This window comes from Vibrio aerogenes (assembly GCF_024346755.1).
Lineage (GTDB): Bacteria > Pseudomonadota > Gammaproteobacteria > Enterobacterales > Vibrionaceae > Vibrio > Vibrio aerogenes.
In genome coordinates this window covers 2768869-2783489 of record NZ_AP024861.1, presented here as the reverse complement: position 1 = coordinate 2783489, position 14621 = coordinate 2768869, and the positions used below count along the sequence as shown (strand labels likewise).

The 14621-nt window shown below is 50.5% G+C and carries 10 protein-coding genes; 3 read left to right on the top strand and 7 right to left on the bottom strand.

All coding sequences use genetic code 11. The annotated features are described in order from the left end of the window. Positions 1 to 320: 320 nt before the first annotated feature. Complete coding sequence (locus tag OCV29_RS12305; protein ID WP_073603168.1) at positions 321 to 1781, top strand: DUF3360 family protein; 1461 nt, start codon at positions 321 to 323, stop codon at positions 1779 to 1781. Between the two features lie 94 nt (positions 1782 to 1875). Here the strand turns inward: OCV29_RS12305 and OCV29_RS12300 are convergent, their stop codons facing one another. From OCV29_RS12300 to OCV29_RS12270, 7 genes are all read right to left on the bottom strand, one after another. Further along, positions 1876 to 3282: a TfuA-like protein gene (locus tag OCV29_RS12300; RefSeq protein ID WP_073603169.1), complete on the bottom strand. Its 1407-nt coding sequence runs from the start codon at positions 3280 to 3282 to the stop codon at positions 1876 to 1878. Next, on the bottom strand, positions 3279 to 4565 hold the full coding sequence (locus OCV29_RS12295; protein WP_073603170.1) for a YcaO-like family protein: 1287 nt from the start codon (positions 4563 to 4565) through the stop codon (positions 3279 to 3281). Before OCV29_RS12295 ends, OCV29_RS12300 begins: the two co-directional genes overlap by 4 nt. 10 nt (positions 4566 to 4575) lie before the next feature. Next, complete coding sequence (locus OCV29_RS12290; RefSeq protein WP_073603171.1) at positions 4576 to 5619, bottom strand: hypothetical protein; 1044 nt, start codon at positions 5617 to 5619, stop codon at positions 4576 to 4578. Between the two features lie 16 nt (positions 5620 to 5635). Further along, positions 5636 to 9802, bottom strand: coding sequence for a protein kinase domain-containing protein (locus tag OCV29_RS12285; protein ID WP_073603172.1), 4167 nt, complete (start codon positions 9800 to 9802; stop codon positions 5636 to 5638). Between the two features lie 165 nt (positions 9803 to 9967). Further along, a complete protein-coding gene (locus OCV29_RS12280) occupies positions 9968 to 10297 on the bottom strand; it encodes a type II toxin-antitoxin system RelE/ParE family toxin (RefSeq protein ID WP_073603173.1) in 330 nt (109 codons plus the stop codon). Beyond that, the gene (locus OCV29_RS12275; RefSeq protein WP_073603174.1) at positions 10272 to 10502 is read right to left on the bottom strand and encodes a TA system antitoxin ParD family protein; all 231 of its coding nucleotides are present in this window, start codon (positions 10500 to 10502) and stop codon (positions 10272 to 10274) included. Before OCV29_RS12275 ends, OCV29_RS12280 begins: the two co-directional genes overlap by 26 nt. A 305-nt stretch (positions 10503 to 10807) precedes the next feature. Next, complete coding sequence (locus OCV29_RS12270) at positions 10808 to 11605, bottom strand: DODA-type extradiol aromatic ring-opening family dioxygenase (RefSeq protein WP_073603175.1); 798 nt, start codon at positions 11603 to 11605, stop codon at positions 10808 to 10810. A 208-nt stretch (positions 11606 to 11813) separates the two neighbouring features. Between OCV29_RS12270 and OCV29_RS12265 the strand changes: the two genes are divergently transcribed. Beyond that, on the top strand, positions 11814 to 12689 hold the full coding sequence (locus OCV29_RS12265) for a LysR family transcriptional regulator (protein WP_073603176.1): 876 nt from the start codon (positions 11814 to 11816) through the stop codon (positions 12687 to 12689). 250 nt (positions 12690 to 12939) lie between these two features. Continuing rightward, positions 12940 to 14580 carry an FMN-binding glutamate synthase family protein gene (locus OCV29_RS12260; RefSeq protein WP_261887328.1) on the top strand — a complete coding sequence of 547 codons (1641 nt, stop codon included), beginning with the start codon at positions 12940 to 12942 and terminating at the stop codon, positions 14578 to 14580. Positions 14581 to 14621: the final 41 nt, after the last annotated feature.

Sequence of the window (14621 nt, the reverse complement as noted above, 5' to 3'; positions counted from 1 at the left end):
GCGCGTCATTACAAGTCTGTTTGAAAATATCACCCTACAACCGAAGTTGGGCGTATGAATTAATTTAAATCAATAATTCATGTGAATGATTTTTCTAGACTCGGTCAGGTGTTGTCATTTTGTTCTGTCCGGAAGGTATTTGCCTTTCGGTGACTCATCATCGGGTCAGGCCGCAGTCTTTTTTCCCTCTTTATTACTACAATAGAGATGTAGGTAGCGTCTGGGATGGCGTCTTGTACTGGTCGAAGGCCGGTATACCAGGCAGTAAGCGGAACCAGACTGAACCTGGCAAAACCCGATCTCCAATAAGGAAGGACTACATGTCTAAAAAAAGCAAGACGTTTTATAAAGATATGCGTCGCAAGGCGCAGGAGTTTGAAAACCGGGAGGAGTTTTTAAATCATGATCTGAAGATCATGAGTTTCCGGCGCTGGGGTGTTCACTTGCCGTTCCGTGATTACAGCATCGAAATTGAAGACTGGGTACCGGCACTGGCTGCCACGATTGGTAAAGTGGTGATGGTGACGGCCATGGTTGCTGCATTTGCAGCACAGTTTGGTCTGTCCCCGGAATTTGTCGCAGAAAATGTCCGGTATGAATTACTGATTGCGGGGGCGCTGTTTGTCATTCTGTTCTCCGCTATCTTAAATCCAAACGCGAATCTGGCCGGAACGCACGGGCCGATGATTCCGCTGATTCCGCTGATCGCAGCGGCGGGCGGACACCCGCTGGCTCTGGGGCTGATGGTGTGTGTGTTCGGGTTAATACTGGCCTTCACCAAAGGCGGATCAAAGCTGATGACGCTCACCGGCGTCGGGGTGCGGGGCGGGTTGCTCATCTATTTAGGGGCCGTCGGGCTGATTGGTCAGATCAATAAAACAGAGGCCTGGGCTGCGGGCAGTGATCATGCTTATATTTCGTTTGCGGTGATAGGTGTGACCGTGTTGGTTTATGCTTATCTGGCCAAGGTCAATAAGCGCTGGCTGGCGATTCCTCTGTGCTCGGCCATTGCCGGGATTGTTGCTTATATCATGGGCGCTGATTTTGCGTTTACCACCGGGCCGGGTCTGCCGCATTTCAGTCCGTTTTACTGGTGGGGAGAAGAGACCGGCTGGCAGTTAGGCTGGCCAAATATGGCGCATTTTATCGCGGTGATACCGTTTGCACTGCTGGCTGTGGCGATGTGGTCACCGGATTATCTCGGCCACCGGGTCTTTCAGGAACTCAATTATCCGAAAGAAGCGAAAGGCGTGCTGATGGATGTCGATGACACCATGGTTGGTGCTTCGGTTCGGCAGGGCGTGGGCTCTTTGCTGGGGGGCGGCAACTTAGCGTCTTCCTGGGGAACCTATATGATCCCGGCGGCGATTGCCAAACGGCCGATTCCCGGCGGAGCGATTCTGACCGGGGTGATGTGTATTCTGGCATCGGTTTTAGGCTATCCGATGGATTTGGCAATGTGGGAGCCGGTCCTGCGTGTTGCGTTGATTGTTGGCGTATTCCTGCCTTTGCTGGAAGCCGGGATGCAAATGATTCACAAGCATAAAGATTCACTGAGTGCCGGTATCTGTATTTTTGCCTGCGCATTCGTCAATCCGGTATTTGGCTGGGCGACCACGATGCTGCTCGATAATATGGGGTTGATTGGCGATCGTGAGCGTGCTGAATCGCTTTCAGCGAAAGACAAATACCTGATTCCGGGCATTGCATTTGTAGTTTGTGTCGGCTCACTGGCAGCGGTGGGGCAGTTGCCGGGGATTCCAGCCTTGATCGGCCAGTAAGACAGGCTGAACTGCACTCATTCCGGCTGGTTTGAATGTGCGTGAGGGTCATTTGCTTTCAGGGTAAAGCCGATGACCCTCTGTTTTTTTGATTTCATGATTTCCGGCAGTGATGATACTGATAGTCTTGCAGCACCGCTGCTTTCATCTCTTCCTGAGAAGCAAAGCCAAATGCCGCCCAACAGTTTTCGGGACTGTCCCTGTTATTTTGTTCGGGACTGATGCTGTTCGTATTTTGGGGACTGTCCTGATTATACTGATGATGTGTTTGCTGATGATGTTGTGAATGACGAACCGTAAAGAACCACTGCCATAACTCCTTCTCATTGAGGCCCAATGCTGAAAGTGAGGCCGCTGGTGCCTCTTGTTTACTGAGAATTCTGGCGTGATAATCTGCAAAAGATTGTTCCAGTTTAAGTATGTCGAGCATCTCTTCTTCTATTTGATGATCGATCTGATACAGCCAGGTGAACAGCGCCTGTTGATGGACCAGTGTATCGAATTCTGAAAGCCCGATTTGCTGGGTTTGCAGCCACTGGCTGAGCTGGTTGAAATCGACTTCACCTCCGCAACAGGCAGACTGCTGACAAGCCAGCTCAAGCAATGCCGTTTGTTTGGGAGATCCTTCCAGCACCGGGTGATACCGTTGTGCAGCCCGCAGGGTAGATTTGCGACAGAGTGCCTGTTGTCTGCGTTGATAGAAACAGCCGTCAAGTTTGAGTTCCCGCCACAGTTCTGCTGCACTGAACGCATGCTGTTGCATTTTTCGCTTGTGATTGAGCTCTGCCGTTAGCCTTTCCCAGGCATCGGTCGGGGAAAAATGATAAGTCACCTGTTTGGCCGGGAGCTGAGCGGGATCCGGAATCAGAGCCAATTGTGCCAGTAACTGCCGGGCATCCTGCTTTTTCACATCAATGGTCTCTGATTCGGTCAGCTGCTTGAGTTGTTGCCATGCCAGCGGATCTAACAGTGGCTCTGCACAGGCAAGCAGCCTGGCATAGCTGCGATCCGGATACCACAACTGTTTGAGGAGGATGATTAACTGCGAGGCAGTGTCCGGGGTGATGACCTCGCGGGTGACCGCATTGTTCAGTGTTGCCCTGATGTTGACCATCGGTTCCGAGGCGGCCGGATATCCCAGTGCAGCCGGGCCGTGCACCAGCGCCACTTCATCATCATCTTCCAGCACCTGCTGCTGATAGAGCTCAAATACAGAGCCGAACCCATTCATGCCAAAGTGTGCCAGCTCAGCTGCCCGCAGCGCGCCCATACTTGCGCATCCGTAAACATGAATACCTTCTGACATGGCATAAAGAATTTCTTTGTGCCATACCGCGGGCACGCTTTCAAAATAGCCATCAATCAACACGATGATGGTGGGCCGTTCCAGAGTGGCGAGATAAATATCACCCTGTTTGGCGGGCGGGCGATAATCCGCCTGAAGTATCGGCCTGGCTTCCTGCGGAGAAAGGGTTGGACCGCTAAATACAATGATACTCATCGGTGTTCGTCTCCTGTGACCATATGACCCTGATTCCGGGAGCTTTCCAGTGTGTTTCTGTAAGCGATTGCCCGTTTGCCCATCACATAACCGGGCGTGCCATGAATACCTTCCAGCCCCGGCACGACCACCCTGACTACCGGAATATGATAGGGTGCTTTTTCCAGATTGATTACAGCTGTCTGCGGGATGCCAATCTGGTTGAGTTTGTCAAGAATCAGGGCGATATCATCCTCAAAGCTGCCGAGTGACCAGGAAGGAATGTCCGTAAAACTACAGCAGCCATCTATGGGGGAATCTGGCAGGTATTCGGGTTCACCGTGCCGGTAATCATTGGCTTCGATGTCGTCTCTTGAACCGGATATCATGGTGAGCCGGGTTTGTGCCGCTTCGGTTAAGGCTCTCAGTAATGCAATGCCTTTGCAGGGATGTGTGCCGGAGCCCGAAGACGAAAAGGCCGGACCGGGCCGGAGATGGTTTTTTGTGTCACGGCTATCGCCTGGGGCAATGCGGCAGAAGAAGGTCGGCAGCCCGGTATCCGCGCGAATATCCCACACCTGTACCTGCATCTCTGCCTGAAAGAGCTGGTCAAGCACCTGACGGCAGGCGATATCATCGACAGAAGCAGGATCCAGCCGGCGTGTATGCATCGCTGATGTTTTCTGCCGGTCTGCCAGCCACTGCTGTTCAATCGCCCAGAGGGTGAGCGCATCGCGCTCAATCACTTCACATAAACCGTGGACAATGGCTTCTTCAACCGTATTGCCGGAAGCCAGTCCATTGGTGCTCATCACCAGTGCGCCACTGCCGGTGGGCAGGGGGAGCGTGTAATCACAATGGACGATTTCATAGGGGACATACAACGGCTGGCTGGTTTGCAGATCCTGACCTTCCACCCAGAGTATCCGGGCGTGCTCACTGAACTGACTGAAGGCGAGTTTTGGCAGCGTATCCACATCAACCACCGCCTGTTTCTGGCGCAACTCATGATAGCTGGCCCGTCTTAATGGCAGGTCAATATGTTCACCGTGATAGCTTTCGATGGCCTCCATGATGCCGGACACTTTGGCAGAAATCAGGTCCAGCCCTTTGCCCTGCGCCACGGAAATAGCACAGGAATCCGGCCGGCAGACCGTCACTACAGGCACGCCAATCCGGTCAAGGCCAGTGATATTGGCGACACGGGTAATGCCCATATCCAGAAGCCATGGGGCGATTTTTTCATAGGTTGCCTGCGGGGAACAGGCCCGGTGGGTTCCCCGCTGGTAGGTTTTGCGTGTCATCAGGTTCCCTTTATTTCAGGAAGCTATGCAAATTCGCAATCATACAGATGGTGCCATTGCGGCTTCTGTCAATGTCAGAGTCACCGGTCGTGTCAACCAGGGATATGTATGATTTCAAACCAGAATCAGAGTCTGGCGTTTTCTCTCCTTTGACATCCAGCGGATTGATTGCACCCGTCTGAACACCGGCATCCCGGTAATAACGGGCGAGTGTTTGCGCTGCGACTCTTTTGGTATTAATGATGACCTCGTCTTTAGTCCAGTGCTTTTTCTCTTTTGAAAGGGACGGAAGTAAGGTATTCAGATCGGTCTCTTGGTCTTCTTCAAAGTCAATCACATCCGGTTTATCAAGCTGTTCGGCGCTGACATAGTGGATGTGATATGGGTAAAACTTATGTGCTTCCCGGCCTTTCAGCGGATTGGCAAACGACACAATGTACAGATTTTCATTGATATGAGTATCCGTCAGCTGCGGCTTAATATCGGCAGGTGGAAATGAGATACCATACCGGAATCCTCTTCCTTTCTCTTTTTCACTCAGCTCTATTATTTCAATCGGTGTATCGAGATAATGATCGTCCGTTTCCTGTTGCTTTGTCTCCTGTTCCTGTGTGGGCAGGAGAATCCGGTTCATCTGCAGGATACGCAGGTCAAGCAGGTATCCGGGCTGGAGATTCAGCGCTTGCGGGGAAACCCCTTCCGGGTAAATGGCATTGTCCAGATTCCACTGAGTGACTTTTGTCAGGGCCGGGCCGGTCAGATTTATCGGATGAAGTTGTAACTCTGTTTCAAAGAAAAAGTGATGGTTGGACTCGTTGTAGCACCATTCGATCAGTTGAGCGCCAGATTCATTGTTTCCTTCTGTTGTTGAAACTTGCTTATCCTCTTTTCCGTACTTTCGATCATGAACTTGCTCTTTGTTGACATAATCATTATATCTGAGTAAAACCGCACCCTGACCATTCTTGCGAATGATGAATAACTCCTGTGAACGCTCGGTTAAATGGCCGTCTGGACCTACATAGGGTTCGTAATCTGAACTGGTTACTTTCATGATTTTTCCTTAACTATTAAAGATAACCCAGCTTTTTTGCCCCATCTAAGGCCTGATGAACGAACGGAGCGTTATGCGGGGAGTGTTGTGTTTGCCTGAGGGCAGTTTTCAGTGGTGCGATGATGAGATCGGGTAAGTCGTGCTGACTGACATCGGTCAGCATCGCCACGATTTCATCAACACGTGATTCCGGGGGCGCCGTAGCGGGATCGCCTGAAATCATCAGCAGATCCAGTTCAACCAGCAGCGCGACCCATTGCAGCGGGAACGGGAATTCACCGGATAAAGCCTGCCAGATGTGATGGCTGGTTTGCAGCAGTGTCCGGGCCTGTGAATACGCCTGGTGTTTGTAAGCGACCCATGCCAGATTGGCACTGGCCAGCGCGATATAATCCTGCATGTCAGACTTTTCTGCACAGGTCAGCGCCTGAGTGGCAAAATCTCTGGTGGCTTCGCAGTTGCCGTTTATCCGGCACAGCAATGCCAGATAGGACAGACAGCGGGTTTTTTGAGTGGCATCTGATTCTTTATTCGCCCGCGTTAATGCCTGATGGAGATAGATATCGGCTTCATCATAGTGCTGACTGAACAGGCAACAGACGCCGAGGCTGAACAGACTGTGGATCTGTTGCCCGTTATGGCTGGTTTCGAGCGAGGTTTGATAAGCCTTCTGCGCGATCTCAACATCATCCTCTGTCATTTTGTAACGGGTTTGTCTGAACTGAAGCTGCAACTGCGCATCATAAAAAAAGGCTTTGGACAGGGGGTCATTGATGTGTTCGATTTCCGGCGCTATGACCTCCGTCAGCCGCCGCATTGCTGCAACATCATTTCGCCAGTAATAGACATCCAGCCGGGCAACCTGAAGATGAAGCCAGACCTGCCACCATTCCCGGCCATGTTGTGTCTGGCGGTTGAGCTGCTGCTCAGCCTGATCATGTGCTGCCAGTGCCTGAGTATGATCGTGCAGTGTTTCCCACGACTTGCCGTATTTGATACAGAGTTTCGCACAGGTCAGCGGGTCATACTTTTCTGCTTCCTGAATCGCGGACCGGTAATGTTGCCTTGCCTGTTCATGGCGGCCCAGTTTGATGTAGTTGTCCGCCAGTCCGGTATCGGCGCTGCATTTTTGCTTGCTGATACATGGTTGCTTACTGACAAACGGTTGCTGGCTGAAACACGCGCTTTTACCGGCGGTTTCTGTTTGGGGGTCGGCCTTATTTATCGTCTGTATCAGCGCCAGAGCCTGACTGAAATAATGAATTGCGTCATCGACAGCAAAAGCGCCGGAAGAGACTTCTCCCGCCTGAAGATAATAGGGAATGGCCTGCTCCGGTGTTTCAGTGAGCGCCCAATGGTGCGCCAGCAGCGCGGCCTGCGGCGCCATTGTGGCGTCAGTTGCCATCGATTCAAGTGCCCGGGCAATTTGCCGGTGAACCGCCTGATGACGGGGCGCACTTTCATAAATCGCATCCCGGATTAATGCATGCTGAAATACGTACTGATTGTCGTCCACGTTGCGCTGAATCAAGATCAGTTCTGCCCGTTGCAGTTCGTCCAGATCAGCCTGAATCTGGGTTTTTTCTTTACCGGAAGCGCAAAAGAGCAGGGATTTACTGAAAGAGCGGCCAATCGCAGCGCCCAGTAATGCGGTATCTTTGGCAAAGGTCAGCTGATCGAGTTGATATTGTAATGATTCCCTTAAGGTTTCCGGTACATGAATGCCCGGATCATTCACAACAAATTCAATCCGGCCATTGACCTGACGAACCAGCTCCCGGTGACGGATGTAACTGATGAGTTCTTCTAAAAACAATGGGTTGCCGTCGCTGCGTCCGATAAGCAACGCAATTACTTTGTCACTGACCGGCTGACCGTCAAACAGGTAATCAATAAAATGCCGGCATTCCTGATGGCTGAGTTTGTCCAGTGTCAGTGTCGTGGTTGACTGACCGTCTAATACGGGCGGTATCGTTTCTCTGGAGGTGTTGATCCAGCAACAATGTCCTTCAATAAAGGGGGCTGATTCTGTGAAATCCCGGATAAATGCAATTGTGGCTGGGTCTGCCCAGTGTAAATCTTCACAGATAAACAGGCAGTGTTGCTGTCCGGAAGAAGAGGACCGGCGCGTTGACGGACACAAAAGATGACCGAGAGACAAAAATAAACATGCCCGCTGTTGCTGGAGTGGCATAGAAGCCAGTTGCTGACGATGCTGCTTTTCATCGGTGAGGCTGATTGCGGCTAAAGCGTGCGATTGCGGATGACACCAGATCCAGAGCACCGCCAGACTCTGACGTTTGCTGTCAGGTTCGAAGGGCAATGTTTCGATCGCCCGGCACAGCCGTTGGTAACCATCCGGGCTATCCAGCTGATAACGAAAGATCAGCAGGTTCAGTACCGGATACAGTGAATTATTTTGATATTCAGGCAGGCATTGCAGGATCAGTTGTGTCTGGTCAGGTCGTCTTTCGTTGAGTTCAGACAGCAACCGGGATTTACCAATCCCGGCTTCACCACGAAGATGGATAAGCCGCTGTTGGGTAGTACACGGCTGGTCAACGGCCTCAACAGATGCGATCAGCTGGCTGAGGAGCGTTTCCCGGCCAAAGAAAGCCCGGTGTCTGTGGGTGCTGCGCAGAAAACCAAACGCTTCCGATAGCTGCTCTCCCTGTAATAAATACAGAGGCGAAGTTTCTGGCGCGGGGCTGGCAGAGAGTGGTTCAAAAATCAGCTGGTTTTCCAGTAACACCTGTATCTGTTTTGAACACACAATCTTGCCGGGTGCGGCGCTACGGGCGAGATGCATCGCATGGCTGGCCACATGACCTTCAGGTAATCCGCCATCAATACTGCACATCATGCCGGTATGAAGTCCGCTTTTGATCTCACAGATCAGACCATGCCGGGCCGAGAGCTGCGCCTGCTTTGCATTCAGGTTTGATAGCAAATCCAGAGCTGCACGGGCACAAAGCCGGCTGTCATTGTCTCCTGCAACCGGATAACCAAAGTAAAACAGCAGGGTATCACCTAATGTGCCAACATGGGTGGCGCCGTAACGGACGGCAATATCAATACACTGATGCATTTGATCGGTATGCATCATGTCCGGAATGTCCAGTGAGGCTGGTGATAAGTCACTGACTTCAGGCGATTTAATCCGGTGATGGGTTAAAATGATACTCAGCACGGCGATCTGTTTTCTTTCTGTGAGCTGAGAATAGGATCGCTGAACCGGGTTGATCTCCGTCATCTCCTGGCTGATGTCTGCAGGGCGCGAAACCGTATGGCCGGGCTCTAAATCTGCGAAATGAAGCTGACAAAACTCCTGATAGACTTCCACCGTATTACCGGGGCGCTCCAGTGGTTTTTTATTGAGAATACGCCGGAAGAACAGCGCAGAGTGATGACCGGCCAGTGGCCCCAGTGGTACATTTGCGGTACTTAACTGTTGATGAAACACCGCGGCGACACTCCGGCCCTGAATCGTGGGGACGCCGGTTAAGCATTCCAGAAACACCAGTCCCCAGATATAGAGATCGGTCTGGGGCAGGGCCGGTTCTCCCCGTAGTTGTTCCGGGGCACTATAGGTGGGCGTGCCAAGCGTTTCCTGTGTCAGGGTCAGGGTTTGATAATTTTCTTGCCGGGCGTCAAGCCTGAACGTGCCGATTCCGAAATCCAGCACTTTGACGTGGCGTTTGGCACCCACGTGATAGAGCATGATATTGGCCGGTTTGATATCCCGGTGAATCACCCCCTGCTCATGGGCGTGTGCCAGCGCATCCAGTACACAGGCCATGATTTCAGCCGCTTCGGTTGGCGGTATCGGACCGTGGCTGGCAAGGTAGTCTTTCAGGGTGACGCCATCGACAAATTCATAAACCGCGTAGAGCAGATCGCTGCCTTGCTGACCTTTATCAATCAACGAGACAATGTTGGGATGATTCAGGCGGCGAATCAGGTCACACTCGCGGTGAAAGCGGGCAATATTCCGTTGTCGCTTTTCTGCCGGTTCTTTTGAATTGAACGTCAGAAATTTGATGGCGACGTTTTTCCGGGTACGGTTATGAATGGCTTTAAAAACTTGTCCGAAACCGCCTTCACCAATTTTTTCGAGTAGCTGGTACTCAGAAGATCGAAAGCGCACATCTGGTGCGACGACATCAGATATTTCATGCTCCATGTATTTACCCGGGGGAATCAGAGAATGTTCTGAAACTTAATATTCAACATATTTTATATTAAAATATTGTTTATGATGACCGGTTTGTAAAGTAGTGAAGATGGATTTTTATCCAACGGATGAAGGGTTATTCTCCCGGATTTATCAAATCCGGAACTGAATTATCTATCCAATCGTCTTCAGATCCAGCCTGCGACTTTTTTTCATGGTTTCGTAATAATTTTCGTGCGGTCCGATGTTCAGCAGATAGAGCTCAAGGCGGTCTTCAACCCATGAATACCCCAAAAGTATCTGTTTTCTTTCCAAATTAAATTTATGTACCCAAAGATGAGATAAATCTCCTTTCTTGCGTGTCCCCAGTTTGGGGTTTTCAATGATTAAATCAATTTCATCTTCAATCCGCTGAAGTTGTGTTTCAGAAAGCCTTTTCAGTTGTTTTTCAAAGCGGTTTGTTTGATAGACGGAGAGTTTATTTTCTTTTTGTTTTTCGCTCATAACGCGTCATGTTTCCTGATTTCACTTCCTCAGAAGCCAGCAGCGCTTCCCGGACAAACTCGTAAGGTAAGTCAGGATTATCAATCATAATCTGTCCGATTTTTGCCCAATACTCTATCTGTTTGGGGACAGAGCGGCTTTCTGCTTCAGCATGGATTTTGACATGTTTGACGAATGCATCATCCAGCCGGACACTGGTTGCCATAAGAGTTCACCTTTTTCATATTTCATGACCTTATAATCAAACAATGCGACAATTTGTTGCTTTTTGCAACCTGTAATCTCATTTACTCCGGGTTATCGTATCCAGTGAATAAAGCCCGGTAAACCGGTATTTGGGTCTCAGTAAAGCCCGGACGTTTGTTATGCGGGTTACCACATAAAAAAGTGAAATTTTGATGTCAGGGAAGGATGACAAACCGATAAAGTGGCTCGTTTGCAGGTAAGAAACAATCCGTCCCGGATTTATCAAATCCGGGACGGTTAAGTTAACAACGCGCTTTCATCGTACTATGACCCAAACTGGTAGCTCGAAGCCGTCACTCCGCCGAATAATCCTTCATCATGATAAATCCGGGTCGCCGTATCTTCCTCAGCAGCACCCAGTGCGACGAACAGAGGCATCAGATGATCTTCATGCTGATGACAAATCCGGGCGTAAGGCGCGCTGGTCCAGTCGATGACGGAAGGTGTCCGGCTTTCTGGTGCCTGAGTCAGTGTGTCATTCAGCCAGTGGTCGAATACAGTTGAAGGCTCTTTTGCCTGTGGTCCGAATAGTCTCAGGTTGTGATAACTCAGTCCGGAGCCGATGATCGCCACACCTTCTTCTCTCAGTGATGCCAGTGCACGACCGATCGCCATATGGATTGCCGGATCATAAGATTTCATCAGTGAGATCTGAAATACCGGAATATTGGCTTCAGGATACATCACCGCCAGCGGGGCAAATGTGCCGTGGTCAAATCCCCGTTTGTGATCCAGATGAGCCGGAATACCTGCTTCGGTCAGTAGTGACAGTGTCTTTTCTGCCAGTTCGGGCGCACCGGGTGCCGGATAACTGATTTGATAAGTCTCAGCCGGGAAACCGTAATAGTCATAAACCATCGGGGGCTTTGGAGAAGCCATGATCGCAACACTTTTTTCTTCCCAGTGACCGGAAATCATCAAAATCGCTTTGGGTGGTGTGTCCCACGCTGCAACCATCTCTTTTAAGGACGTTTCCAGATTCGAAAAAGCCGCGCGCATATCAGGAATCCAGGGCCATGGGCCGCCACCGTGTGAGATAAAGTAAGTCGGAAATTTTTTCATGCTCGCCTCCTGAAATGCTTCGCAGAATATAAAGTGTTTGTTCGCTGATGCGTTCATTCTTGCTGATGGTTTTCATTGATGCCGGTTGCGATAGCAAAACGGCGATACCAGTCAGTTGATGAGGGTAATCCTACGGCAAAAGTGATTTATTCACTAGACTGTAAAAACTGAATTAACTATCCTGATTTATGGATAATAAACGGAGAGAATGGCTGTGAACCTGGAACATATTGATGTGTTTGTCGAAGTTGTCGATGCACAAAGCTTTACACGGGCGGCAGCCCGGCTGGGGATGCCCACCTCGACGGTCAGTGCCAGAATTGCGCGTCTCGAACAGCGGCTGGGCGTCACGCTGATTCAGCGAACCACCCGTCAGCTGAGCGTGACAGCCGCGGGCCGTCGTTACTATGAACATTGTGTACGGGCACTGTCTGAAGTGGCTTCTGCCGAGCAGGAGTTATCGTCGATCACACAGCAACCGTCCGGTAAACTGGTGATTACTGCGCCTGCGGATATTGCTGATTCACTGCTGGTACCTTTGATCCATACGTATACACAAACCTATACGGCCGTGCAGATTGAGCTGATGGTCACCAACCGGCAGGTTGACCTGATTGGTGAGAATGTTGATCTGGCAGTGCGGATTGGTCCATTGTCTGATTCAGCAATGATTGCCCGGAAATATATAGATTCCAGAGTCGGCTTATGGGCTTCGTCAGCTTATCTGGAAAAGTATGGTACACCAGACCATGAAGACGACCTTGCGGATCACCAGATGATTCAGCTGTTGCCTGTCGGCAGAGACCTGACACTCTATCATCCGTCCGGAAGAGCGGTTGATATTCGTTTGTCCGGGGCGGTGATCACGGATGATGTGCAAAATTGCCGGAAATTTATTGAAAGCGGGGCTGGTATTGGCTTTTTACCCGACTTTATTGGTCAGAATGCCGGAATGAGCCCGACACTGGTGCGTGTCCTGCCTGAACTGGTCAGTGACACTTTTAGTGTTTACTTTGTCTGGCCTTCTCAACAGTTTGTGCCGCAAACGGTTCGCAAGTTCATTGATTTAGCTCTGTCTGATTGATTGGCAGAACAGGGATTGGGCAGAACAGGGATTGGGCAGAACAGAGATTGAGCAGAACAGGTAATATCACGTCGGTTTTTTCCGGCGTATCCGAGACCTGTTTATTCAACCCTTTGGAACATTCCATTCACTTTTATGTCATAGACTTTTAACGATCGTTCGGTCACACTTTGCAAAATGCCGGTTTGTCTTTTTACCGGCGTGTTACACGAATGATTCTCACTTGCCCGAATGACTGAAAGGACATGCTATGACCATCATGCAAAAGGTTTACTGGCTCATTGCAACGCTGGGAAACCTGGTTTTCTTTTCCCTTTATTTTCTGACTGACAGCCTGTTTGCCCTGACACTGGCGTGTATCACACTGACGTATACACTGGTTGGATTTTATGATCTCTTTTTTGGCCATCACAGCCTGAACCGTCTTTATCCTGTGGTGGCTTATCTTCGCTATTTTCTTGAGTCATTCCGGGTTGAAATTCAGCAATACTTCATTGCCAGCGATACCGAAGAGCGACCATTTAACCGTGAACAGCGCTCTTTGGTGTATCAGCGGGCGAAGAATGTCCGCGATACTATTGCTTTCGGCACACAACGTAATCTGCTGGAAGAAAATTATCTGAGCCTGTGGCATTCACTGGCTCCCCAAAAAGTACAGGCAACAGAGAAACGGGTTAGCATTGGTGGTCCGGATTGCCGGCAGCCTTACGAGGCATCTTATCTGAATATCTCAGCGATGAGTTTTGGTGCGCTGAGTCAGAATGCGATTGAAGCGCTCAATCTCGGCGCAAAAAAAGCAGGTTGTTTTCATAATACCGGTGAAGGAGGAGTCAGCCCATATCATGTGAAGCATGGTGGTGATTTAGTCTGGCAGATAGGCTCGGGCTTATTTGGCTGCCGCGATCAGGATGGCAACTTTGATGAAGCCGCGTTTCAGGCAACGGCAGGCCGGGAGCAGATCAAAATGATTGAGATTAAACTCAGCCAGGGGGCCAAACCGGGCCATGGCGGTGTGCTGCCCAAGTCAAAAATTACTCAGGAAATCGCCCAAATCCGTCAGGTGCCAATGGACAGGGACTGCGTCTCCCCGGCTGTCAATCCTGAATGCACCACGCCGCTGGCTCTGCTGTCATTTGTACAAAAGTTGCGTGAGCTGAGTGGCGGCAAGCCGGTCGGCTTCAAACTTTGTCTTGGCAATCCGGTCGAGTTTTTGGGAATTTGTAAGGCCATGCTGCAAACCGGTATCACGCCAGATTTTATTACAGTTGATGGCGCAGAAGGCGGCACCGGTGCCGCGCCGGTCGAATTCAGTAACCGGCTGGGAATGCTGTGTCTGGAAGGCGTGGCTTTTGTTCATAATGCGCTGACCGGTATTGGCCTGCGTGACCAGGTGCGGATCATTGCTTCGGGCAAAACCGCATCAAGTTTTGAATTATTGTCCAAAATCGCCATGGGTGCAGATACAGTGAATGCTGCACGAACCATGATGTTTGCTCTGGGGTGTATTCAGTCGCGTCACTGTAATACCAACAACTGTCCGACGGGCATTGCCACACAGGATCCAACCCGTTCGAAAGCGGTTGATGTGGAGAAAAAGAGCGAACGGGTGAAAAACTTCCACCACAACACGCTGGAAAGTTTTTATGAGCTGGTGGGCAGCATGGGGCTGAATTCACCGTGTCAGCTGAAGCCGCATATGCTCAAACAGTGTGCCGGGAATGGTGAGCTGAAATCGATCGTGACTAATCTGACATCACTCGCACCGGGGGCGCTGATTAACGATGCTTCGTTATTAAGTCCTGAATGGCGCACATGGTGGCAAAAGAGCAGTGCAGAGCAGTATGCAGAAACCGGTGATATTTATATTTTGCCGCCGGCAGATTGTGGTTAAAGAAAATGAAAAAGCAGGCTGGTGCCTGCTTTGTGTGAGGG

What these genes read in the sequence shown, in the direction of transcription:
- OCV29_RS12305 (WP_073603168.1), top strand. Translation starts at nt 321, where the DNA reads ATGTCTAAAAAAAGCAAGACGTTTTATAAAGATATGCGTCGCAAGGCG.
- OCV29_RS12300 (WP_073603169.1), bottom strand. Translation starts at nt 3,282, where the DNA reads ATGAGTATCATTGTATTTAGCGGTCCAACCCTTTCTCCGCAGGAAGCC.
- OCV29_RS12295 (WP_073603170.1), bottom strand. Translation starts at nt 4,565, where the DNA reads ATGACACGCAAAACCTACCAGCGGGGAACCCACCGGGCCTGTTCCCCG.
- OCV29_RS12290 (WP_073603171.1), bottom strand. Translation starts at nt 5,619, where the DNA reads ATGAAAGTAACCAGTTCAGATTACGAACCCTATGTAGGTCCAGACGGC.
- OCV29_RS12285 (WP_073603172.1), bottom strand. Translation starts at nt 9,802, where the DNA reads ATGGAGCATGAAATATCTGATGTCGTCGCACCAGATGTGCGCTTTCGA.
- OCV29_RS12280 (WP_073603173.1), bottom strand. Translation starts at nt 10,297, where the DNA reads ATGAGCGAAAAACAAAAAGAAAATAAACTCTCCGTCTATCAAACAAAC.
- OCV29_RS12275 (WP_073603174.1), bottom strand. Translation starts at nt 10,502, where the DNA reads ATGGCAACCAGTGTCCGGCTGGATGATGCATTCGTCAAACATGTCAAA.
- OCV29_RS12270 (WP_073603175.1), bottom strand. Translation starts at nt 11,605, where the DNA reads ATGAAAAAATTTCCGACTTACTTTATCTCACACGGTGGCGGCCCATGG.
- OCV29_RS12265 (WP_073603176.1), top strand. Translation starts at nt 11,814, where the DNA reads ATGGCTGTGAACCTGGAACATATTGATGTGTTTGTCGAAGTTGTCGAT.
- OCV29_RS12260 (WP_261887328.1), top strand. Translation starts at nt 12,940, where the DNA reads ATGACCATCATGCAAAAGGTTTACTGGCTCATTGCAACGCTGGGAAAC.